This is a genomic window from Cryobacterium sp. GrIS_2_6 (assembly GCF_035984545.1).
Classification (GTDB): Bacteria; Actinomycetota; Actinomycetes; order Actinomycetales; family Microbacteriaceae; genus Cryobacterium.
Genome location: NZ_JAXCHP010000001.1, coordinates 2,935,163 through 2,957,373, shown reverse-complemented (window position 1 = coordinate 2,957,373; position 22,211 = coordinate 2,935,163). Strand labels below are relative to the sequence as shown.

Genomic DNA, 22,211 nt, shown 5'->3' with positions numbered 1-22,211 from the left:
GGCACGGCAGTCCAGTAAGGGGTATCACCTGGCGTGGCTGCTGGCCGGCCCGGGACTGCTGGTCATGCTGGGCGAAAATGACGGGCCAAGCATGGTCTCCTACGCCGCGGACGGGGCCAACTATGGCACGGGGTTCTTTCTGCCTTTCATCGTTGTTCTTTTCGCGATGTCTTACCTCTGTCAGGAAATGTCCATGCGGGTAGGCGCCGTGACCCATCGTGGCTACGGCGAACTGGTCCTGCAACGCTACGGTCGTCTCTGGGGGTGGTTCGGGGCAGTGGACCTCGTGCTCACAAATCTCGTCACCCTGGTCTCCGAGTTCGTCGCGATCCGGGTCGGTCTGGCCTTCTTCGGCCTGGGAGCGCCGGTCGCTGCCAGTCTGGGGATCGTGTTGGTCTTCCTGACCCTCGCCGGGGGACGGTACCGGCGGTGGGAAAGAATTGTTTTGGGACTGGCCATGTTCAACGGCCTGTTCCTGGTCGCCGCGATCATGGTGCACCCGGATCCGGGTGCCATCGGCGGAGCGTTCGCGACGTGGTCACCGTTTCCCTTTGATGGTCTCACCCCGCTGCTGCTGCTGCTGACTGCAACCATCGGTGCGACCGTCACACCATGGATGGTGTTCTTCCAGCAGAGCGCCTCGGCAGATAAGGGAATAACCCACCAGGACATTAGGCACGGCCGTCTGGACACGGCGGTCGGTGCAGGTTTGGCCGCGGTGTTTGGCTGCGCAGCCCTCATCGTCGGTGCGGCGCTGTTCGCTCATGGCGGCTCAGCGATCCAGGGTCTCGCGGGCGCTGGTTTCCCTGCCGCACTGAGCGCCGTGGCGGGAATGCCGGTGGGCGCGGTCTTTGCCCTGGGCCTAATCGAAGCCGGGGCCGTGGCGATCCTGACTATCTCAGCCAGCACCGCGTACGCCGCCGGTGAATGTATCGGGGTCTCGGCCAGCTTCAACAGTTCCCCCCGCGGCGCAGGCCTTTTCTACGGTGTCAATGTCACCTCGGCCTTGATCTCGGCGGCAGTGATCCTGATTCCTGGTGCGCCGTTGCTTGCCATTGCGCTGAACGCGAATGTGCTGGCCACTGTTCTTCTCCCAGTCACGCTGGTCTTCCTGATGATGTTAGCCAACGACCGTGAACTGATGGGCAAATGGGCCAACACACGCCTGACCAATATATTAGGAACCCTAGTGATCACTTTCATCGCGCTCTGCGCGGCGGGCTACGGAATCATCTCCTTCCTCCAGACCATCCACCTCATTCCGAACTAGTCACACGAACACGAATCCGAGTGCTCCGCAAACGACAAGGAACCCAGGTGAAAAGCTGCAACCATGACACGGAGGACCCTGCGGCGGTACTTGAACCGGGCCAACTGTCCACAGCAAAATCACGCCCGGTCCCCCCGGCTGTGCTGGGCCCCAGCACTCGGAAAGCCTTGTGGGCGTTAAGGATTTTCGTCTTACTGCTGGCCATCCTGGTCACCTACACCTTCATCGCCCCAATCATTAAGTAACCAAATTCAGGGGGATGCCCTCGGCACGCCATGACACGGTCATGTACGCCAAGGAACTTCGGGGCACGTCGATCAAGGTCAACGCTCGCGGCGCGCGCGCAGGTACTCGCCCAGCAGGTTCGGCGCGTTGGTCATTTCTCTACCGTAGGCCCGCGGTCACGGATGTTCCATGGTCCTGCCGCTCCCATGATTGAAGGGGCACTGGCTGGGCACAGCCTGGCGCGGAAGAGTTATCACTATGACCACACATCACGTACTCGTCACCGGCGGGTCCGGCTTCATCGCCGGCCACATCATCTTGCAGCTTCTCGAGCAGGGCCATGTGGTGCGAACCACCGTCCGCTCACTCGCCAAGGAGGGATCCGTGCGTTCCGTGCTCGCCGACGCGGGCTTGGTGCACGGCGAAAACCTCAGCTTCGTCGTCGCCGACCTGCTCAAGAACGCCGGATGACCGGAGGCCGTCGCCGGAGTGGACCACGTACTGCACGTGGCATCCCCCGTGCTACCCGGGCATCTCAAGAACGAGGCCGACCTTATCGTGCCGGCACGGGAGGGCGCGCTGCGGGTCCTGCGTGCGGCCCGCGTGTTGTACGTCTCCGTGGGTGACGATGAGGCCGGGGTTGTGCGTCACGTGGGTTGACGATGGGGTTGTCCACGTCGGCAGCATCATCGTGACGAGCGGCGATGGTCGCGGACGAACGCCCGGGCCGTGATCGTCACGATGATCTTGGCCGGGCTGCTCGGCACGTTGACGGCGACCGCCGCACCCTCAACACGAGGTGGCCCCTTCCCCGGCCAGGTGTGGTAGTCAAGAGTTACTGGCATGACCTTGTGGCAGCAGAACGGAGCTGGACGCGATGATCGTGGTCGCCTCGCCGGAGCAGGCCGAGGCCCTGCTCGACGCGGGGCAGCTGGGCTGTCCCGGCTGTCCCGGGGCGTTGCGCCCGCACGGGTATGGCCGCATCCGCAGGGTGCGCAGCCTCGACGAGGCACCGGTCACGGTGCGACCCCGCTGTGCCCGCTGCCCGGAGTGCGCAGCTACGCACGTGCTGCTGCCCGCAGCGCTGGTGCTGCGCCGGGCGGACACGGCCGAGGTGATCGGCACTGCCCTGGCTGCGAAGGCCCGCGGCGACGGGCACCGCCGGGTCGCGGCCCAGTTGGGCCGCCCGGTCTCCACGGTGCGCCGCTGGCTGCGTCGGGCACGGGAAGCACACGCCGACTGGTTGCATGAACAGGGTGTGCAGCACGCGTACCGTGCCGATCCTGACATCCTGAGCCGCGATCTGGTCTGGCCGACTCCGCTCGGGGACGCGCTGAACCTCCTCGCCGGCGCGGCGCTGGCCTGCCGGCAGCGTTGGGACTGCCCGCTGCCGGTGTGGACGCTGATCGGAATGTTCACCCGCGGCCGGCTCCTCCCCCCGCCCTTGCGCACCTGAGATCCCGCGCCGAGGCGCTTCCGCATGCCCGAAAACCGCCGTCATCGTGACGACCGTCACGATAGACGCCGTCATCGCTGACGACGACCACGTCACCGTGCCGCCCACACCCCCAATTCTCATCGTCAATCAGGATGACGCCTCATCGTCATTCAACGTGACGGACAACACCCGCGACGCCGGCGTGCAGCGTGTCGTGCTCACCTCCGCGTTTCATGCGGTGAGCTGGGGACACCCACACAATGGCCACGTCTTCACCGAGGACGACTGGACCATCCTTGACGGCCCGGGCGTCGACGCATACGGTAAGAGCAAAACACTCGCCGAGCGCGCCGCCTGGCAATTCATGGCTGACGAGGGAGGTGCCATGACACTTGCCACGCTCCCCGTGGCGGTGATGGGACCGGTAATGGGCGACGACGTCTCGGGGGCGAACCGCATAGTCCAGACTATGCTTGAGGGCCGGATGCCTGGCTTCCCCGATCTCTATATCCCCATCGTTGACGTACGCGACGTGGCGATAGCGCACATCCTCGCGATGACGGCGGCGGATGCCGCCGGGCAGCGTCTCCTGCTCTCGAACGGTCCCGCCATCCCGATGCAGCAGATCGGAGCCGTCATCAAGGCGCATCTCGGTGTTGACGCGCGGCACGTGCCCACCCGGTCGCTCGCCGACATGCCCGGTGTTCCCGACCTCGGCTACTCGAAGAAGACTTCGAACGACAAGGCGCGCCGCGTGTTGGGTTGGACGCCGCGCGACCCGCGCAAAGCCATCGTGGCCGCCGCCGAGAGCATGGTGAGGAAGGGATTCGTCACCCGGTAATGTCGCCGGCTGACGCGTTCGCCCGGCATCGAGGGCAAACGTGCGCGCATCGAAGGCACACCTTCAGCGACTACTGCCCGCAGTGATACAAGCCCTTGGGGAAGCCGATGGTGCGCAGTTCGGGATCCAAATTTTCACATTGCCTGGTGTGTTCGGCTGTGCTATCGGCCTCACTGCTCCCGTGGAGCGCGATTGCTTGCGATCTCGATGGCGTGACTCTGTGACGTCGGATATCCGCCAGCACCGGGATATCGGGTCGGAAAGAATCGAAGTGAAGCTCGCACCGACGAGCCCTACCAGCCCTCGCTCGCCCCCGCACCGAAGGAAGCCCATGCCGACGCACACCGTGATTGATCCTGCCATCCTCTACTTCGGAACACCCGTTGCGCTTCTCAGTACGATCGACCGCGACGGTGCCACTAATACGTCCCCGATGTCGTCCGTTTTCTGGCTTGGCCAGACTGCCCTCCTTGGCATGGGCGCCCGGTCCTTGACTGCACAGAACCTTCTCGACACCCGCGAGTGCGTCATTAACCTCCCCACTGCCGAACTAGTCGAGGCGGTAGACAGGATAGCGTTGACGACCGGTCGCATGCCCGTCCCTCCTGGCAAGGCTGGCGTTGGCTATCGATACGAGCCCGACAAGATAGCCTGTGCCGGTTTGCATGCCCGACCTGGTGACACCGTCCGAGCGGAACGGATCGACGAATGCCCGGTTAATCTCGAAGCCCGCATCGTTCATTCGCGTCCCCTCGAGAAAGATGACCCGGCCGATGGCGACACGTTCATTTTCGAAGCCAGGATCACGAGGGTGCATGTCCACGAGTCGATCCGCGTGAAAGGGTCGAAGAATCGTATCGATCCGAACTTGTGGCGGCCTCTGATCATGAATTTTCAGCGTTTTTACGGACTCGGCGACGAGTTGCATCCCTCGCGTTTGGCTCAGACGGACGAGGAGTGGTACCGCTAATGGCGCCCTGACAGCTCATCTCGCCAACGAGAAGCCCTGGCGCCTTGCCGAATCGGTGATCAGGAATGCGACGAAATGCCCTAACCGGGCCGTCTGAACACGGCAAAACGCGATCGAGAAGTGCCGAACGTCGGTGTCGTTCGTGGAACTGGACGGGCATTCTATTGTTGTGAGTGCAGGTTACGCACGTGGAGCCAGATCGTGATGGCGAAGAGTGGAATGTGGCGTGCCGGAAGATTTCTGGCAAACCAGACTGGCAGGTACGTCGGTGGCTGAGCCGCGTTCATCGCCCAGCGACTTTGCGAATCCCGTCAGCGGGCACCTCCCTGCACCGGCGATGAAAACCATTGACTCAGCGCCGATGATCGTCGAAAAGCGGCATCGGCGGTCTCCGGCGAGACTGCAACGGATGACGGATTAGAAGCCGCGATGGTTCGAGCAATCGGCGACGCCGTCTTGATGTGGTGGACATCGATGGCTTGGCTCGGGCATCTCGGAGCGTTTGGAGATCTTGGAGTCGAGCTTGGTGAAGGACTCGCACCGAAGCCCTGAACATTTTCCGTGGCTCAAAGATCACCAAGTCCGTCATCGTCCGTTCGATTGTGCAATGCGATCCGGATGGCATCTCGCAGCAATCCGTCTTGCCTCTCAGCCTCGACTCGCGCAGCGTCGATTTCGGCGTATGCCTTCATTCCCGCGTCGCACACTTTGGGGATTTTTGCTTGGAGGATCTGTTTTCTTACCGTGTCCTCGTCGGCTTTGTTGCAGGCGTTCCAAGCGTTCAGTACGGATCGTCGAGCGATGGCTTCTGCGCGCCCGGATAAAGCGAATCGATCGGTTGATTCGTACTGTTGAGGGATATCGACACCTTCGATCTTGCCCATGTTTAGTACGGCGCTTCTGTGCTGGCTCCGTTGGGCGATGAAAGTCAAAATATCGGCGTAGAGGAGCATCTGCTTTTCCAGCAGCCGCGCCTGCCTATCTGCCGTGATCGTGCGCTTCAGAGAGGCGTCCGAATTCTCCCCAGCGCGCTTTGTAGCTCGACTGGTATTCCAGAAACCGAACAATGCCACTACCAGCACGGCCAACGGCGGGAGCCACACTGAGACTGGCACGCCGATGATCGACCCGGCAGCGGGCGCTTTCGATAGGGCCGTTGTAAGGATGTCCATTCGGACAGCGTAGCGACGCGCTTTCCATCATTTGACTATGGTCTCGGCTACCTTTGCGGTCAAAGGAGAAGCATGAAGATCGCACCACCCCGGGGTTCGACGACCGGCTGAGGCTCGGCACTCATACGCCGACCGTCGGGATCCTGATCTGCGGCCACCGAAACGACTCGACGCTCCGGTACGCGCTCGGCCGTGCAGGATCCCCAATGGCCGTCGCGACCTATACCTATGACGGCTTTCCCGACGCGGAGAAACGAGCACTTCCTCCTGCCGAACGGTTGCTTGCCGCGTTCAACCGCCGGTCGATGCGATGGCAGTCAGCAATGAGCCCCCCGCACCGTTAGACACTCGTAACTATTTTCTTGCAGCCCTGACATTCCTGTGGGGGATACTGAGCTGGTCGATCCCGCTTGAGCGGTGTCGAAAAAATTGAGCAACGATGCCAGGAGACCGGATGACCATGACGCAGTCGACCATCCAAGAAGCTGTAGCGCGGGTAACGGCAGTAGCCGCCGCTCACGCCCAACAGGTTGATGCCGATGGCAGCTACCCTGTTGATTCAGTCGCGGCACTCAGGTCGAGCGGGCTGCTCGGCCTGGTGATCAGCGAGGACGCTGGCGGCATGGGGGCCGGGCCGGTCGAGTTCACGGAGGTGCTGAGCGCAATTGCGGTGGCGTGCGGCTCTACCGCGATGATCTACCTGATGCATGTCGCGGCCGCGGTGACGGTGGCATCCGCCCCGCCTGCCGCGATGCCGGAACTTCTCTCGCGGATGGCTTCGGGCGAGGTGCTCGGCACGCTCGCGTTCAGTGAGAAGGGGTCGCGATCGCACTTTTGGGCTCCCGTGTCCGAGTCGGTAGTCGACGGGGCCGGCCTTCGCTTCACGGCCTATAAAAGCTGGGTGACCTCGGCCGGGTACGCCGACGTGTACGTGATGTCGTCGAAAAGCGCGGTCGACCCGGAGACCGTCGACCTGTATGCGATCCCGGCTATAACGCCGGGTTTGGATATCGCCGGTCCGTGGAGCGGACTGGGGCTGCGCGGCAATGCGTCGAGCCCGATGACGGTAGCGATCACTATTCCGTCCAGTTATCGTCTCGGTGAGCCGGGCAGCGGGTTCGGCACGATGATGGCCACCGTGCTTCCCTGGTTCAACCTGGGCAACTCCGCAGTGTCGCTCGGGCTCTGCACCGCAGCTGTTGATGCCGCGGTCGCACACGTGACCGGTGCCCGGCTGGAGCACCTGGACCAGGCTCTGTCCGCGTTACCTACGATTCGGGCACAAATTGCGAAGATGAGCATCGCGTTGATGGCGCAGAAGTCCTACCTTGCACAGGCGGCCGCGAAAGTGGCGAGCCCCGCCGAGGATACTCCGTTGTTCGTGCTCGGGGTGAAGGCCTCCGCGAACGATGCCGCGTTGATGATCACCGAATCGGCGATGCGGGTGTGTGGCGGAGCGGCGTTCTCAAAACACCTACCTATCGAGCGGGCCTTCCGGGATGCGCGTGCGGGGTCGGTCATGGCCCCGACCGCCGACGTGCTTTACGACTTCTACGGGAAGGCTGTCACCGGCCTTCCGCTGTTCTGAGCGCCTGATGTCGAAACTCGTCGGAGCGCCCCTGCTCATTGGAGCGGTCGCTTACACGCCCAACGTTGTTCCCATCTGGGAAGGCATTCGCGAATATTTCGATGAACCGGATACGGCGATGGATTTCCTGTTGTTTTCGAACTATGGCCGCTTGGTCGACGCGCTGCAAGCGGGGATGATCGACATCGCCTGGAACACGAATCTTGCGTATGCGCGGGCTGTGCTTCAGACCGACGGGCACGTGCGGCCACTGGCCATGCGCGACACGGACGCCACATTTTCGACGGTGTTCGTCGCGGCCTCGGGAAGCGGCTGGTCCGGCCCCGGCGATATCGCGACCCGGCGCCTGGCACTCGGATCGGCAGACTCAGCGCATGCCGCGATTCTGCCCTTGCACTATCTGCGCGAAGCCGGAGTGGATGTCGATCACCTGCACATTCAGCGCTTCAACAGTGACATCGGCAAGCACGGTGACACCGGTCGCAGTGAGCTGGACGCGATCGATGCGGTGCTTGCCGGTGACGCTGATGTCGCTGCGATCGGTATCACGGTGTGGGAGAACATCGGCCGCGGCGACCTGATGCCGGGCATGCTGGAGCCGGTCTGGCAGACCGAAACCTACTCGCACTGCATGTTCACCGCCCTCGACACCTTGCCCGAGTCGGTCTACGCACCGTGGGTGGCGAAGCTGCTCGCGATGGACTGGGAGGTGCCGGCGCACCGTCGCATCCTCGAACTGGAGGGTCTGACCCGATGGGTCGAACCACACCTCGAGGGCTACAACGGATTGTTTGCGGCGATCAAGGAACAGGGCGTCGACGCCCGATGGTAATCATGGAGCTGATGCGCACCGTGGAGCAAATGGCCGAAGGCGACACGGCACAGTTTGCGGTCGCGTCGGCGAGCGAACTGGAACTCGTGCGCCGATGGTGCCAGAAAACAGGCAACACCCTTGTCAGCACTTTGATGGTCGAGCAGGACACCGGCCACGTGACCGTTTGCCGGGGCCGGCCGCGCAACCCCGGCAGCATGATCCCCGCCGACCGGATGCCCGGGGCGAGGCTCTGGCTCTACACGAACTTTCACTGCAACTTGGCCTGCGACTATTGCTGCGTCGCGTCGTCGCCGAAGACCGACCCGCGCCTGCTCGGCATCGACAACATTCAGGCACTCGTCACCGAGGCCGCCGACTGGGGCGTGAAAGAGCTCTACCTCACCGGCGGCGAACCGTTCCTGCTGCCGGACATCGACGTCATCGTGAGAGCCTGCGTCGACCGGCTGCCGACCACACTACTGACCAACGGGATGCTGTTCCGCGGCCACGGGCTACGCAAACTACAGGCGATGCCACGCCAAGGCTTCGCGCTCCAAATCAGTGTGGACTCACCCACCCCCGAGGTGCACGATTCCCACCGCGGTGTCGGCAGCTGGAAACGGGCCCTAGCCGGAATTCGAATAGCCCTCGACGAGGGCTTCACTGTGCGGGTCGCCGCGACGATCTCGGCGCACGATGACCCGGCCCTCGATCAGCTGCACGCGCTCTTCGACGGGCTCGGGATCCCGCGAGCCGACCAGGTCATCCGCCCCATCGCGCTGCAAGGCGTCGCCGAAGAGGGGGTCGCATTCACGCGCGAATCGCTAATCCCCGAGGTGACCGTGACGGCGGACGGTATCTACTGGCATCCCGTCGCCGCCCGTGACGAAAACGCGCTCGTGAGTCGCCAGATACTCCCCCTGGCTCCCGCGCTCGACCGGGTCAGCGAACTCTTCACCCAACAGTGGTCATCGGCAACGTCCGCCACATCGATGTTCGCCTGCGCCTGAAACGAAAGGAGAACACCATGACCACCACCCGCACCACCGCACCGGCACATATCAACCAGATTGATTCCGGGCGTCTCACTCGCGCGGTGCTCGCCGCCGTGCGGATCGCAGTGGGGTTGATGTGGCTACAGAATGTGAACTGGAAACGCCCGCCCGACTTCGGGCAAGCCGCGCACGACGGCCTCTACCAGTACACCGCTGACGCCGTGGAGCATCCGGTGCTCGGAGCTTTCAGCTGGCTGGTACAGAATGTCATCTTCCCCAACTTCGCGCTCTTCGGCTGGGGTGTGCTGATCGCGGAATTCTGCCTCGGCGCGTTCCTGCTCGTGGGATTCCTGACACGCTTCTGGGCGGCCATCGGCATTCTCCAGACCATCGCCATCACTCTCTCGGTGCTGAACACCCCCGGGGAGTGGCAATGGAGCTACTACCTGATGTTCGCAGCGCAATTCGTCATCCTGGCAACCGCCGCCGGAAGGATCGCCGGCGTTGACGGACTGCTAAGACCGCGGTGGTCGCTCGGCTCAGGCCGGCCGGCTCGGATTGCAATGGCCCTCTCATGAACGCCACCACACGCACCGGTAGTACAGCGTCCACCTCAGCAATCTGGCGCACCCGCGGCCTGATCGTCGCCGGTTTCACCGCGCTCAGCTCGTTGTTCTCGCTGCTTGACTACACACCGCTACAGTTCACATCGGTCAACCTTGTGCAAGCACTCGTCCTGGTCGCACTCGGTGCCCTCGCCGCGCTCGGCTGTGCACTGCGAATGCCCGCGCTCCTGCTTACAGCCGGCGCGATCCTCATCGTCGTCGGACTGGTGCGCCTCGCCACCTACGCTGCGACTATCGGCATCATCTCCGGCTCTGTCAACGCCGCCGCCCTCATGACCGGACTCGGCACCGCCCTCACCGCCATTTGGATCACCTCACGGCCGATGCCAAAACGTGGTTGAAGACACCACGGTTGATTGGCAGGTCCAACAGGCCCATCGTCACGACCACCAGCGCACTCCGAACCTGAAACGGTGCGAGCCACGCATCCCCCCTCGAAAGCCCTTTGCGGTGAGTGGGCAGGCCCCGAACAACCCTCTACAGGGTTGCCACGCGATGCAGCATCAGCACGATCAGAAGCCACAAGCGACAGCGTTCGGAGGCGTCGGGGCCGGGCGTAGCCTGCCAAGCATGAAACGGGACGTGGACGAGGACCTGAAGGGCGCGGAGTTCCGCGAGTGCAACCTGAACAGCACCCGTCTGATCGGCGTGGTTATGCAGGGCGCCGTGATCGACGGGCTGGTGACCAACCTCGTTGTGAACGGCGTCGAAGTCATGGAGAACGTCGAGGCTGAGCTCGACCGTCCTCACCCGGTCCGCCGACTCATCAGATCGGACGACCTGGCCGACGTTCGCCGAGGGTGGCGGCAGCTGCGCACCGGCTGGGCGGCGACCGTGGCGCGCATGCGGCAGTCGCCGGGCATCGAGCACGAGCGCGTGAACGACGAGTGGTCGGCTGTGCAAACGCTGCGCCACCTGGTCTTCGTCCACGACTCGTGGTTTCGGCGCTGCTGTCTCGGGTCGACCGACCGATTCACTCCGATGGGGCTCGGCATCGACTCTGTGCCCGGCCGCGAGGAGTAGGGTCTCGACCCATCGGCGAACCCGACGCTCGACGAGGTGCTGGCGCGCCCAGAGCCCATTGTCGGGCAGGCAGTGTCGGGCAGTCACCGTCGGGCCAGAATAGGTGGTACGTGGTTAGAGACGAGGGGGGCGATGAGATCGACAGGGTTCAAGGCGACCTCGGTTCTGGCTAGCGCGGGCGGACTCCTCACCAATAGCGGAGTCGACGACGCGGTCGACGTGCTGCTTATGATTGTGGCGGCCTCGGCGTCGGGCTCGAACGTTCACCCCGAGGTAGTCAACGCCGCCCGGCCCCCTCTCGCGCGAGAGGATCGGGCAATCGAGGCCGAGATCGGTCGGCCTGCCCATCGTGTGGCAGCGACATGAACACCGTGACCCTGATCGGCGACATGTCCGCCCTGCTGCATGGGGCTCGGCGATGACGGCCGTCGTGGTGATCGCCAAGGAGTGCCTGCCCGGTCGGGTGAAGACCAGGCTGCACCCGCCGCTCAGCCTCGAGCAGGCGGCGCTGCTCGCGGCGGCAAGCCTCGACGACACGCTCGCGGCCGTTGGGGCTCTCCCGGCGACGCGTCGCATCCTCGCCTTCGACGGTGTCACGCCGCCGGTCGCCGCCGACGCCTTCGAGATCCTGCCCCAGACGTCCGGCCGTCTCGACGCACGCCTCGCGGCCATCTTCGACTCCCTCGACGAACCCACCCTCCTCATCGGCATGGACACACCCCAGGTCACCACGGCGCTGCTCGAGCCGGTCTTCACCGACTGGGACGACACCACGGATGCCTGGTTCGGCCCAGCGAACGACGGCGGCTTCTGGGCGCTCGCGCTCGGCGACCCGCGCGGCCTGCTGTCGCGTCGCGTGCAGTCGAGCGGCGTGCTGTCGCGTGGCGACCTGATCCGCGGCATCCCGATGTCCCAGGACGACACCGGCGCCCGGCAGCTCGCCCGCCTGCACGAGGCCGGGCTCCGGGTGCGGCGGCTCCCACACCTCACCGACGTCGACACGGTCGCCGATGCCGACCGGGTGGCGGCCCTCGCCCCCGGGGGCCGGTTCGCGGCGAGCCTCGCCACGATGCGGCCCGCGGTGCCAGGCAGGCCCGACGCGGGGCTGACACCGAGCGGGTAGGAGCTGTCGCCGGGCCAGTGATGCATCCGACCTCGCTAGCGTCCTGCGCCGTTAGTTCGTTGTAGAAGTCTGCTGAGGGATTCGAGGATCTGTTCGGCGGGCTTGGTCCAGATGAATGACTTCGGGTTCTCGTTCCAACCCTTGACCCATTTGCGGATGTCGGATTCGAGGGCTTGAAGGTTTTGCCGAGGCGTCCCGGACACACGCGGGCCCGGTGGTTGAACGTTGTCTGGCGGCATCACATGGCTACGGTTCAGCTATTCAGCTGACTCGAGCCATGTGTCTACGGCGTCTCGTGCGGCGGCGGGCCGTTCATGGAACAGGAAGTGGCCGGCGCCCTCGATGATGGTGAATGTGGCTGCGGGCATTGCGGCGGTTGTCTCTGCGGCGGCGGCGAGGGGGATGAGGCGATCTGCAGCCCCATGGATGATCGCCGTGGGACACGTTATCGACGGCAGCATCGAGCGGAGGTCAGAGCGCTGAACGACAGCACGCTGTTGGCGCAGGAAGGCGCCCGGGCCAACTGGCGCTGTCATGGCCCGCCATGTGGCCAGCAGCGCCTGGTCAGACTCGTTGTTGGCTGCGACGACGCCGGGGAAGGCGGCGTCGACGAGGGCGTCGAAATGCCCGTCCTCGACGAGTGCGGATTGGCTGGACCGCGCCTTGACCTGCTCTGTGGTGTCGGCTCGGGCGGACGTGCTGACGAGGGCGAGGGCGGTGACTCGGTCGGGTGCTTGCCGGACGACTTCCAAGGCGACGTACCCTCCCATGCTGGTACCAAGAATGGCGAATTCTCCGGCGTTCTCGCGGAGAATCCGTTCAGCCATTGCCGCGATCGTGTCGTCATGGCGGGTATCGGCAATGGTGACCTGACCGTGGGACCAGACAGTGTCGATCACCGGCGCGTAAGCGAGGGGGGAGCAGAGCAGCGGCGGAACCAGGACGATCTTCATGAATCCATTCTCACCAGACCCACCGACAGTCAAGTCGAACGCCACCTCGTAACGTCCAGTTGGATGAGGCAAGCGTGAGTTCATTTGGCTTGTTCTGCCTGGATGGTTGAGGTTGGTGCGTCGATCCAGGCCGCGGCTGGGGAGGCGAGGAACTTTGGCTCGCCTCTGGTGCTGAAACGCTCGCGGTTCCCCTTACGGGTCAGTGCTGTCCTCTCGCAAACATTGCGCTCCGAATTTTTCCTGGCACTTTCTATCGGCTCAGCTACGCAGCAGTTATCAGGAACGCTTCTCGACAAATAATTCGAACTCGACTCAATTACGGCGACAACACCTCACTGGGCGACGATGTCGTGCTCCGCGGCGCAGACGAACCAACCGATACGTCAGCTGAGGGCGGTCAGAAATTTCTGAGTGGACCTCGCGGCGCACAGAACTGGGAATTCGTTCAACTGCACCGCTACTTCTGGGATCCCTTGTTTCCGCCCAGTGAATCCATCGCCTTGGGTCAGGCCGTGTTCGATGCCCCGGAGCAGCACCTGGACGTCAGATTTGCCTTGGGCCAGACCCTTGTCAATGATTGCCAGACCAATGCTTCGATCAGTGCGGATGACGAGTTGGTGCTTCTCCTCAACGGCCGTGCCAACGGCACCCCCTACAACTGCAAACCGTGAGGACCATCATGAGAAAACGCACTCGTTTCGGCTTGGCCGGCCTCGCCGCCATCGGCCTGGCAGCACTGGTCGTCGCTAACCTTCCCGGTCACGCGGAAGTGGCCGTGAATTTCAGCGATCCCAGCGTCGGCTTCCGTGACCAAGCCAGCGGCGCATACCTGCGCATCGACCTGGACTCCACGGCTGCTGGAGTGGGCCAGTTCTACTTCAGCGCACCGGGCGTGGGACTCGTCGTCCCCGCGAAGCCGGCGACCCTGGACCCACACAGCGCCCACGACGAACAGTTCCGCTTCAACGGTGCCGGCACCCAGTATGCCTCGGCCGTGCTGACCAGCGACATCGCCCAACCCGTCCCGAGCGGGGCATCCAGCAACGCAACTATCAAAATCATTGGTCATGACGACCCGACCGCGCGCGCCGCGAACGTGGAAGTGTGGATCAACGGCAAGCACTTCACCCTGAAAGCTGCGCCCGCCCCGCACAACGCCGGCCCCACCCTGACCGCGGTCATCACAGCGCTCAAGGCAACAGACCTGGGTGCGCTCTACGATCTGGGAGACCCGAGCCTGCGAAACGGGCTCACCCGGGAACAGTTCGTCGCCACCATCGGCGCTACCGGCGGCGGCAGCGTCACAGGTTTGGCTCCCACAGGCGCCACGACGTACGTCACAACCAGTGCCGGGGCGGACTTCGCGCTCACCCCGATCACCTTCGACTACGTCAAGAACGGTGCTCCCGGTGAAGTCACAGCCCACCTCCGCCTCATCTACACCGGAGGCCAGTGGCGTTACATGACCATGCAACCAGACAACGCGCCCTCGAACTCGGACAGCAACACGCCTGACCCGACCGTGCCCTAGGAGCGTGAGTCAGTAACGCCTATTCGGCTTTGATGCCAATGAATGCCTCCGATGTCGTCGGGTTGGGTTGGGGCGTTGCCGACGCGATCGTCGTGGGCTGGGGCTCTGTATCCGTTCGCGTGCCGATCGAAAATAGGGCCACGGCCGTGTTGACGACGCAGGGCAGGATCGCTGTCGCCCGTCAGGGCGGTCTTGCCTGGTCTTTAGGTTGCCGGGTGGGGAGTGCTTTGCGTGGCGAGGCGGGCTTTGGTTTGCAGGGTGTGGAGTTTCATTAGGTTGTGGCAGGCGGCGATCAGGTCCCACTCGTGGGCTGCTTGCTCCAACCCGCGCAGCAGCAGGAATTTTCCTTGCCTCGTGTGGATTTGACCGAACACGGGCTCCACGATCGCTTTGCGCCTGGCGTAAACGGCGCGGCCTTTCTTCGTCTTCAACTTCCGGGCCATGCGTTCCCGGAGCGTCGCATCGGCGGGGATCCGGCCCCGAGGAACCTCGGGAACACGTTCGCCATGCTTGACCCGGCCGGTCGCGATGAAGAACTCGGTCCCGCCGTCGCTGGCCGTCTCAATGGTCTTGGCGTAGTCCAGGTTCGCGGCTGAACAATACCCGGCATCGGCGAGGACCTGCCGGGGCAGAACGCCCGTCGTGGTGTGGAGTTTCTCGACCAGGGGCACGACCTGTTCAACATCCACGCCAATATTCGTCAGCGTCGTCGCGACGATGATCTGATGATCCGCATCCACGATGGCCTGCGCGTTGTAGGCGTAATGGAAGGACCCGTCAGCGGTCTTCATGATCCGCGCGTCCGGGTCGGTGAAGTTGCGTTGAGCCTTCGGATTCACGACCGCGTTCTCGGCCGCATCCTCACCCTTCGCCGTGACAGCATCGTCGTCATCGCCCTTATCCCGGGCTTTCTTCTCGGCCTCTTTCCGCGCCCGGGCGGCCGCGTCCGCCTCCAAAGCGGCGCGCGCCTCGGCCAGTTTCACGAGGCGTGATTCCCGCCTCGCGAGCTCCGGCGGCAACTCATCACCGCGTTTGTCTTTCCCGAACCGGGCATCCTCGGCCTCATCGATCGCATCGGCGTCCGCCAGGAGGGCGGAGACTTCATCGGCGAGGACTTTCTGCTTCTCCGTCAACCGGGCGTAACTCATCGCTTTGCGCCTGGACGCGTTCGCCCGGACCTTGGTGCCGTCCAACGCGACCTGCCCCAGCGACACCATCCCAGCCGCACGACACAGTTCCAACGCCTGCAAAAACACGTTCCCCAGGCTCGCGAGGTGCCGTTTCCGGAACCGGGCGATCGAGCGAAAATCCGGTGCCTGCTGCGCGGCCAACCAACGAAAAGCGACCACGTCCACACAGACCCGCTCCAACTCCCGTGACGAGCGAACCCCGACGCAATACCCGTAAAGCAGCACGCGGACCATCAGCCGAGGGTCATAAGGCGGCTGGCCCTTCGACTTCGCGTAGGACGCGTAGAACTTCTTCAGGTCAATTTGAGTTTCGACGATGTCGGCGATGAAACGAGAGAGGTGGTTCTGCGGCAGCCACTCATCCAAAGACGGTGGAACCAACATCACGGCCGCCGGCTCGAACGCCCGGAACCGCTTGTTCACGCCGGCGCCAGCCTCGACTCCGTCGTCCATGACCAGGTCAACATGTTCGAGTTCTGTCGCGGGAAACAAACCATCAAAATCGCTCATAAGCAATTTTCCCAGACCAACAACCCCAGCCCAGGAAATCCGTCGGCGTTTTAAACTTCGCCGTTACTGACCCACGCTCCTAGTATCCCAATTGACCAACGCGACGCGGCAGGCAGGGAGAACGGTGCGAAGAACGACTCGGTTTCTGAGCGTGGTGACCGCAGCCAGCATGTGTTTGCTCTTGCTGACTGGCTGCGTGCCGGGACAATCCATCGACAGCCTGGCCAAACAACCCGAAGCCGCATTGACCTACCCCGGCAGCACCGATGTCCGGATCAACAATGACCCGGGACGGGTTCAATTCGGCCTCGATGGCGGCGACGTGGCCGTCACCGGTATATCCGGGACGACAACCCACACGCAACGCGAGGTCATCGCCTTCTACTCGCGGGCGCTGGCAGCGAACGGCTGGACACAAACCACGGACACTCCCGGTGCCCATACGGAAGCGGGACTGCCATCTCACTGGATCAGTTGGGACAGGACGAAGCTTCATCTCGGCTATCTCGTTGAGGCTTGGACCGAGGGTGCAACCACGAAGTACTACACACAGCTGCGATCGTTTCGGTGATCCGTTGGATTCGGGGTCTGTCAAGTTTTCGGTGTAACTGGGTTTGATTTTTAGTTGTCGCGGATGGAGAGTCGGCCGTTGAAGGTGATGTCGAAGGCGTTGAGGGCTGCCTTCCATCGTTGGGTCCAGCGGGCTCGTCCTTGGCCGGTGGGGTCCAGACTCATCACGGCCAGGTAGACGCATTTCAGGGCGGCTAGCTCGTTGGGGAAGTGGCCGCGGGCGCGGACGGCTTTGCGGATCCTCGCGTTGACGGACTCGATCGCGTTCGTCGTGCAGACGATCCGGCGGATCTCGGCATCGAACTGCAGGAACGGCACGAACTCGGCCCAGCTCGACTCCCACATCCGCACGATCGCCGGGTACTTCTTCCCCCACGCCTCGCCGAACTCAAGGAAGCGTTCCTCGGCCGCGTCGACAGTCGCGGCGGTATAGACCGGCTTCAGGGCCTTCGCTATCTTGTCCCAGTCCTGCCGGGCGGCGTAACGGAAACTGGCCCGCAGCAAGTGCACGACACAGGTCTGGGTGATCGCTTCAGGCCACACGGCCCCGATCGAGTCCGGGAGGCCTTTCAGTCCGTCGCAGACGACCATGCACACGTCCCGGACACCCCGGTTCTTGATCTCGGTCAACACCTGCAGCCAGTACTTCGCTCCCTCGCCACCATCCCCGGCCCAGAGCCCGAGGATGTCGCGGTTGCCCTCGATCGTCACGGCCAGGGCTACGTAGATCGGCCGGTTCGCGACCTGCCCGTCGCGGACTTTGACGTGGATCGCGTCGATGAAAATCACCGGATACACCGGGTCAAGAGGCCGGTTCTGCCACTCCGTCATGCCCTCGAGCACGCGGTCGGTGATCGTGGAAATCGTCGTCTTAGACACCTCGGCCCCATACACCTCAGCCAGGTGAGCGCTGATATCGCCGTGGGTCAGCCCGCGCGCCGACAGCGACAACACCAGCTCGTCCACCCCGGTCAAGCGCCGCTGGTGCTTACGCACGATCTGCGGCTGGAACGAACCGTCCCGGTCTCGCGGCACCTCGATCGGGACCGGGCCGATATCCGTCAGGACCGTTTTCGTCCGGGACCCATTCCGTGCGTTCGAGGCCGACCCGGACCTCTCGTGCTTCTCGTAGCCGAGGTGATCGGTGATCTCGCCCTCGAGTGCGGATTCCAGGACCATCTTCGTCAGCTGGCCCAGCAACCCTTTCTCGCCCGTCAGCGCGAGACCCTGTTCCCGGGCCCGTCCGACCAGCTGGTCCACGAGCCGGCCATCCACCACGTCCTCCTGCTTCACCGTCGCCACGGCTTCGTCCTCCATCACGTCAAGAATCACATCAGTCATCAGGCACCTCCATTGTTAGGAGTTACACCGAAAATCGTATAGTCCCTGGATTCGCGGTCTAATTATAAAGCCATGCCCGTTGATCTCCGCGTCGGAGTAGAGAAGAGGCAACGCTGCGGCGGGATGGACGAAATCTGGCCGCGGATCTGTCGCGCTAGCCGTTCCCCTTACGGGCGGTTGATGGTGGGCATCGCCTCGACCGGTGCTGGTCCATCTGCACTGTCCTCGGCGGAGCGTGTGGGCTTGACGCGATTCAGGCGTGTTCGCACGGCGATGCCAGCGCAGAGGATGACGGCGGTGCCGCCGATGATGGTCTGCCAGGTGAGTTGTTCGTGGAGGATGAGTGCGGCCCAGAGGATGCTGAGGACGGGTTGGGTGAGTTGTACCTGGCTGACCTGGGCCATGGGCCCGATCGCCAGTCCGCGATACCAGGCGAAGAATCCCAGGAACATGCTCACCACTCCGAGGTACGCGAAGGCCGCCCATTGGGTGAGCGTGCCGGTAGGTGGCTGGTCAACGATGGCAATTGTCGTCAGGGTGACCATGAGGGGAGCGGCTAGAACGAGGGCCCACGATACGGTTTGCCACGCTCCGATCTCGCGCGCGAGCAGGCCTCCTTCGGCGTAACCGATGGCCGCGGCCATGACAGCACCGAACAGGAGCAGGTCTGACCATTGCAAGCGGATGCCTTCGCCTCCCTGCAGGGACGCGAAGGCTACGGCCACCATGGCTCCGACGGTGGCCATGATCCAGAACGAGAGCGGTGGTCGCTCTTTTCCCCGGATGACAGCCATGACGGCCGTCGCGGCCGGCAGGAGCGCGATGACCACGGCGCCGTGACTGGCTGACGCCGCCGTGAGGGCAAAGGATGTCAGGAGGGGGAAGCCGATGACGACACCACCCGCAACGACGGCGAGGCGAGACCACTGGTGGCCGCGCGGAAGGCGTTGCCGCGTGATGATCAGGGCGGCCGTGGCGAGCACGGCAGCGACGACAGCGCGGCCGGATCCGATGAACAGGGGAGCCATGCTCTCGACGGCCACGCGGGTGAAGGGCACGGTGAAGGAAAACGCGGCGACACCGAGAAACCCCCAGGCGAGGCCGGCCCGTGAGGGTGATAGCGGTGCGGACATCCGATTGATAGCGCTATTATGATCTGACATGGATAACGATAGCAGTTTTCGGATTGTGGCCGCACTGCATGAGTGGATCGCGGGCCGGGCGCCGGGCGCCCGGCTGCCCACCAGCCGGATGCTCGTCGTCGAGTATGGGGCGAGCCCGGTGACGGTGCAGAAAGCCATCCGGACTCTTGTGGGGCAGGGCTTGATCGAAACCCGGCCCGGCGCCGGCACCTTCGTTCGCGCAGTGCGTACCGCTCGGCCGCTCGACTTTAGCTGGCAGACCGCCGCGATGCGTTCGCCAAACAGCCACCTCGGCGCGTTGAATCCTGCGCTACGTGCCGCTCCACAGGGGAGCATTGCTCTGCATTCCGGGTATCCCGACCGGGAGCTGTTACCGGAACGATTGCTCCGGTCGGCGCTGGCTCGCGCGGCCCGAAGCGAGGCGGCTCTGACGCGTTCACCGGTCGCGGGGCTTCCGGAGCTGCAGTCCTGGTTCGCCGGGGAGCTCGGTTCTGCGACACCGGTCGGCGTGACTCCGCCCCTGCCGAGCGATGTCATCGTACTCCCGGGAAGTCAAAGTGGTCTGGCCACGATCTTTCGTGCCCTGGCCACCGCTGGAGCGCCGCTGCTGATGGAATCGCCCACGTACTGGGGCGCGATCCAGGCTGCGGCTCAAGCCGGGGTTGACGTGGTCCCGGTTCCCTCAGGACCCGAGGGGCCCGATCCCGATGACCTCGCTCGGGCGTTCCAGGAAACTGGTTCGCGGGTCTTCTATGCACAGCCGACCTATGCGAACCCGACGGGCGCACAGTGGTCAGAGTCCACCACGACGCAGATCCTCGACGTCGTTCGGGCGCACGGCGCCTTCCTGGTCGAGGACGATTGGGCCCATGACTTCGGCATCGATACCGACCCGCAACCGGTCGCCGCGCGCGATGACGCCGGCCATGTCGTCTATGTGCGATCCCTCACCAAGAGCGTCTCGCCGTCGCTGCGCGTGGCGGCGATCATTGCCCGGGGTCCCGCCAAAGAACGCATTCTCGCCGACCGCAGTGCAGAATCGATGTACGTCAGCGGGATCCTTCAAGCCGCAGTGCTCGACGTCGTCACCCAACCGGGGTGGCAGACGCACCTGCGCAACCTTCGCCCGCAACTGCGGGCCCGGCGAGACCTGTTACTGACGAGTCTGCGCGAACACGCACCCGACGTGCACATCGCCACCGTTCCGGCGGGCGGTCTGAATTTGTGGGCGCGCCTGCCGGATGGGACGAATCTCGAGCGGCTGGTCGCAGACTGCGAAGCCGCGGGGGTCCTGATCGGTGCCGGCTCGAGTTGGTTCCCGGCCGAGGCCACCGGCCCCTTCATGAGGCTCAACTACTCCGGACCCAACCCCGGGGCATTCCCCGACGGAGCCCGCATCATCGGCCAAGCACTTTTGTCCAATTACTGACGGTGCCCCTGACCCGCGAGCGCGTCTGCTCGAACGCACCGCGCATAGTTGGCGACCGCGGGACTACTGTCTCACCTGCCCCGTAGGGGGTTGGCCAATTGGTCTTCCTCTTCCGTGGCGCTTCACTCAGGGGCGAGTATCGTCCATGACGTGGAAACCTCCTCGCAGCGGTCTGCGCGATTGCACGCCAGCAGCCAAGCGCTCTGGCGGATGGCCAAGTTCGGGTGGGGCCTGGCGCTCCTGATACTTGTCCTCTCAATCGTCGAGCTCTTCCTCACCTGGCCACAGGGAATTGTGCAAGTGACACGGTACGTAGCGTTGGCTCCGGCCGTCATAGCTTCAGGCTTCTGGGGAGGGTCGAGAGCGCGCGAGCGGGATTCTTTGATCGCCGAGGTGGAAGGTGACGAGCCTCCGATTGACGAATAGTGCGCCGTCGTATTCGACGTCCGGCTAACGGGCGCGGACTTCAACGAGGTATCTGGATTCTGGGCAGATCGCCCCGCGCTCGAGAAGTACTCTGGAACGCATGATGCCTGCGTTGCCGATCCTCATCTCTGCGACATCGCCGACGTCCGCTGAAGCCAAGGATGTGTCGTTTCGGTACTACGAAGACATTGTGGGTCGCTACCATGGGCGACCTGCATCACGGCAGGAGATTTTGGATGCCCAGGCCGGGTACTCCAGTGATGACCTTGTCGCACCACGGGGGATTCTTTTACTCGCCCGTCAAGGGCTCACGGTTCTCGGCTGCGCAGGATTGCGGGTTCGCCCCGGCGAGATCGGCGAGGTGACGAGAGTCTTCGTGGAACCGACGGCACGAGGTAAGGGCGTGGGACGCCTGCTCATGGAGGAACTGGAGCGCGAATCCCGCGAACTGGGACTGGATGCGTTGCGGTTGGACACGCGAACCGACCTCGTCGAGGCGCGACGCCTGTACGCGTCGCTTGGCTTCATCGAGGGGGAAGCGCACAATACGGACCCCTACGCGAACCACTGGTTCCGCAAAGAACTGCTGTGAAGTCATGACAGGCGCGGACAGCACGCCAGGCCCCGGACCGGTTCCGGAGCTTCTTGTCACCTCTCTTGAGGAGAGTTTAGATTTCTGGTGCCGTCTCTGCGGATGTGAGATGCTGTATGACCGCCCCGAGGAGGGGTTTTCCTACATCACCAGTGGCACGGCACACATGATGCTCGAGCAAAGGGGCGTGGGGGCGAAACTGGGTGCCAGCTGCGTTGGATCTGCCTTTGGGTCGCGGCGTCAATTTCCAGATCTCCGTAGCGTCGATTGACCCGATCGTAGGTGCTCTGGAGCCGGAGACGAAGTGGTACCGGACAGGCCAGACCGGGGCTGGCGTAGTTCAGTTTCTCGTGCAGGACCCGGATGGGTACTTGATCCGATTCCAAGCATCGCTGGGCCGAAGGTCTGTCGCCCTTGTCGTGTAAGGGGTTCCGCTTGCGGG

24 protein-coding genes are annotated in these 22,211 nt (G+C 63.8%); 18 read left to right on the top strand and 6 right to left on the bottom strand.

What is annotated here, in order from left to right; genetic code table 11:
• Positions 1-64: 64 nt before the first annotated feature.
• The 3 genes from RCH22_RS14500 to RCH22_RS14490 all read left to right on the top strand — a co-directional run bounded on the left by RCH22_RS14500 (position 65) and on the right by RCH22_RS14490 (position 2,155).
• A complete protein-coding gene (locus tag RCH22_RS14500) occupies positions 65-1,270 on the top strand; it encodes a divalent metal cation transporter (RefSeq protein ID WP_322140583.1) in 1,206 nt (401 codons plus the stop codon).
• 483 nt (positions 1,271-1,753) lie between these two features.
• Positions 1,754-1,966, top strand: coding sequence for an NAD-dependent epimerase/dehydratase family protein (locus tag RCH22_RS14495; RefSeq protein WP_322136685.1), 213 nt, complete (start codon positions 1,754-1,756; stop codon positions 1,964-1,966).
• Positions 1,967-1,984: 18 nt separating this feature from the next.
• Positions 1,985-2,155, top strand: coding sequence for a hypothetical protein (locus tag RCH22_RS14490; protein ID WP_327014468.1), 171 nt, complete (start codon positions 1,985-1,987; stop codon positions 2,153-2,155).
• Between the two features lie 26 nt (positions 2,156-2,181).
• On the opposite strand, the gene RCH22_RS14485 is transcribed toward RCH22_RS14490, so the two are convergent.
• Positions 2,182-2,340 carry a hypothetical protein gene (locus RCH22_RS14485; RefSeq protein WP_322136684.1) on the bottom strand — a complete coding sequence of 53 codons (159 nt, stop codon included), beginning with the start codon at positions 2,338-2,340 and terminating at the stop codon, positions 2,182-2,184.
• A 32-nt stretch (positions 2,341-2,372) separates the two neighbouring features.
• Between RCH22_RS14485 and RCH22_RS14480 the strand changes: the two genes are divergently transcribed.
• The 3 genes from RCH22_RS14480 (at position 2,373) to RCH22_RS14470 (ending at position 4,744) form a co-directional block, all read left to right on the top strand.
• Positions 2,373-2,951: a helix-turn-helix domain-containing protein gene (locus tag RCH22_RS14480; RefSeq protein ID WP_322140584.1), complete on the top strand. Its 579-nt coding sequence runs from the start codon at positions 2,373-2,375 to the stop codon at positions 2,949-2,951.
• Positions 2,952-2,997: 46 nt separating this feature from the next.
• Positions 2,998-3,774, top strand: coding sequence for an NAD-dependent epimerase/dehydratase family protein (locus RCH22_RS14475; RefSeq protein WP_322140585.1), 777 nt, complete (start codon positions 2,998-3,000; stop codon positions 3,772-3,774).
• A gap of 331 nt (positions 3,775-4,105) precedes the next feature.
• A complete protein-coding gene (locus RCH22_RS14470; protein WP_322136682.1) occupies positions 4,106-4,744 on the top strand; it encodes a flavin reductase family protein in 639 nt (212 codons plus the stop codon).
• Between the two features lie 566 nt (positions 4,745-5,310).
• On the opposite strand, the gene RCH22_RS14465 is transcribed toward RCH22_RS14470, so the two are convergent.
• Positions 5,311-5,916, bottom strand: coding sequence for a hypothetical protein (locus RCH22_RS14465; RefSeq protein ID WP_322136681.1), 606 nt, complete (start codon positions 5,914-5,916; stop codon positions 5,311-5,313).
• A 454-nt stretch (positions 5,917-6,370) separates the two neighbouring features.
• On the opposite strand from RCH22_RS14465, the gene RCH22_RS14460 reads away from it, so the two are divergent.
• From RCH22_RS14460 to RCH22_RS14430, 7 genes are all read left to right on the top strand, one after another.
• Positions 6,371-7,504 carry an acyl-CoA dehydrogenase family protein gene (locus tag RCH22_RS14460; RefSeq protein ID WP_322136680.1) on the top strand — a complete coding sequence of 378 codons (1,134 nt, stop codon included), beginning with the start codon at positions 6,371-6,373 and terminating at the stop codon, positions 7,502-7,504.
• Between the two features lie 7 nt (positions 7,505-7,511).
• Positions 7,512-8,336, top strand: a complete 825-nt coding sequence (locus tag RCH22_RS14455) for a PhnD/SsuA/transferrin family substrate-binding protein (protein WP_322136679.1) — start codon at positions 7,512-7,514, stop codon at positions 8,334-8,336.
• Complete coding sequence (locus RCH22_RS14450) at positions 8,330-9,328, top strand: radical SAM protein (RefSeq protein ID WP_327014467.1); 999 nt, start codon at positions 8,330-8,332, stop codon at positions 9,326-9,328. The genes RCH22_RS14455 and RCH22_RS14450 overlap by 7 nt, the downstream gene beginning before the upstream one ends.
• Complete coding sequence (locus RCH22_RS14445) at positions 9,283-9,891, top strand: DoxX family protein (RefSeq protein ID WP_327014466.1); 609 nt, start codon at positions 9,283-9,285, stop codon at positions 9,889-9,891. Before RCH22_RS14450 ends, RCH22_RS14445 begins: the two co-directional genes overlap by 46 nt.
• Positions 9,888-10,280, top strand: coding sequence for a hypothetical protein (locus RCH22_RS14440; protein ID WP_322136676.1), 393 nt, complete (start codon positions 9,888-9,890; stop codon positions 10,278-10,280). The genes RCH22_RS14445 and RCH22_RS14440 overlap by 4 nt, the downstream gene beginning before the upstream one ends.
• A gap of 229 nt (positions 10,281-10,509) precedes the next feature.
• Complete coding sequence (locus RCH22_RS14435; RefSeq protein ID WP_322135537.1) at positions 10,510-10,962, top strand: hypothetical protein; 453 nt, start codon at positions 10,510-10,512, stop codon at positions 10,960-10,962.
• Between the two features lie 418 nt (positions 10,963-11,380).
• Positions 11,381-12,085: a DUF2064 domain-containing protein gene (locus RCH22_RS14430; RefSeq protein ID WP_322135538.1), complete on the top strand. Its 705-nt coding sequence runs from the start codon at positions 11,381-11,383 to the stop codon at positions 12,083-12,085.
• Positions 12,086-12,342: 257 nt separating this feature from the next.
• Here RCH22_RS14430 and RCH22_RS14425 read toward each other — a convergent pair whose 3' ends face one another.
• The gene (locus RCH22_RS14425) at positions 12,343-13,038 is read right to left on the bottom strand and encodes an alpha/beta hydrolase (protein WP_323504902.1); all 696 of its coding nucleotides are present in this window, start codon (positions 13,036-13,038) and stop codon (positions 12,343-12,345) included.
• A 350-nt stretch (positions 13,039-13,388) separates the two neighbouring features.
• Between RCH22_RS14425 and RCH22_RS14420 the strand changes: the two genes are divergently transcribed.
• Positions 13,389-13,709 (top strand): hypothetical protein, encoded by a 321-nt coding sequence (locus tag RCH22_RS14420; protein WP_322136672.1) that lies wholly within the window; start codon positions 13,389-13,391, stop codon positions 13,707-13,709.
• 8 nt (positions 13,710-13,717) lie between these two features.
• Positions 13,718-14,569 (top strand): hypothetical protein, encoded by an 852-nt coding sequence (locus RCH22_RS14415; RefSeq protein WP_322136671.1) that lies wholly within the window; start codon positions 13,718-13,720, stop codon positions 14,567-14,569.
• A gap of 203 nt (positions 14,570-14,772) precedes the next feature.
• On the opposite strand, the gene RCH22_RS14410 is transcribed toward RCH22_RS14415, so the two are convergent.
• On the bottom strand, positions 14,773-16,212 hold the full coding sequence (locus tag RCH22_RS14410; protein ID WP_322135178.1) for an IS1182 family transposase: 1,440 nt from the start codon (positions 16,210-16,212) through the stop codon (positions 14,773-14,775).
• Positions 16,213-16,420: 208 nt separating this feature from the next.
• Here RCH22_RS14410 and RCH22_RS14405 point away from each other — a divergent pair, with 208 nt between their 5' ends.
• The gene (locus tag RCH22_RS14405; protein WP_322189244.1) at positions 16,421-16,840 is read left to right on the top strand and encodes a hypothetical protein; all 420 of its coding nucleotides are present in this window, start codon (positions 16,421-16,423) and stop codon (positions 16,838-16,840) included.
• 50 nt (positions 16,841-16,890) lie between these two features.
• On the opposite strand, the gene RCH22_RS14400 is transcribed toward RCH22_RS14405, so the two are convergent.
• Both RCH22_RS14400 and RCH22_RS14395 read right to left on the bottom strand, forming a co-directional pair.
• A complete protein-coding gene (locus tag RCH22_RS14400; RefSeq protein WP_322141107.1) occupies positions 16,891-18,156 on the bottom strand; it encodes an IS256 family transposase in 1,266 nt (421 codons plus the stop codon).
• A gap of 191 nt (positions 18,157-18,347) precedes the next feature.
• A complete protein-coding gene (locus RCH22_RS14395; protein WP_323504959.1) occupies positions 18,348-19,313 on the bottom strand; it encodes a DMT family transporter in 966 nt (321 codons plus the stop codon).
• A gap of 28 nt (positions 19,314-19,341) precedes the next feature.
• Here RCH22_RS14395 and RCH22_RS14390 point away from each other — a divergent pair, with 28 nt between their 5' ends.
• Both RCH22_RS14390 and RCH22_RS14385 read left to right on the top strand, forming a co-directional pair.
• Entirely contained in the window at positions 19,342-20,751 is a 1,410-nt protein-coding gene (locus RCH22_RS14390) for a PLP-dependent aminotransferase family protein (RefSeq protein WP_322136669.1), read from the top strand.
• A gap of 526 nt (positions 20,752-21,277) precedes the next feature.
• A complete protein-coding gene (locus RCH22_RS14385) occupies positions 21,278-21,769 on the top strand; it encodes a GNAT family N-acetyltransferase (protein WP_322136668.1) in 492 nt (163 codons plus the stop codon).
• Positions 21,770-22,211: the final 442 nt, after the last annotated feature.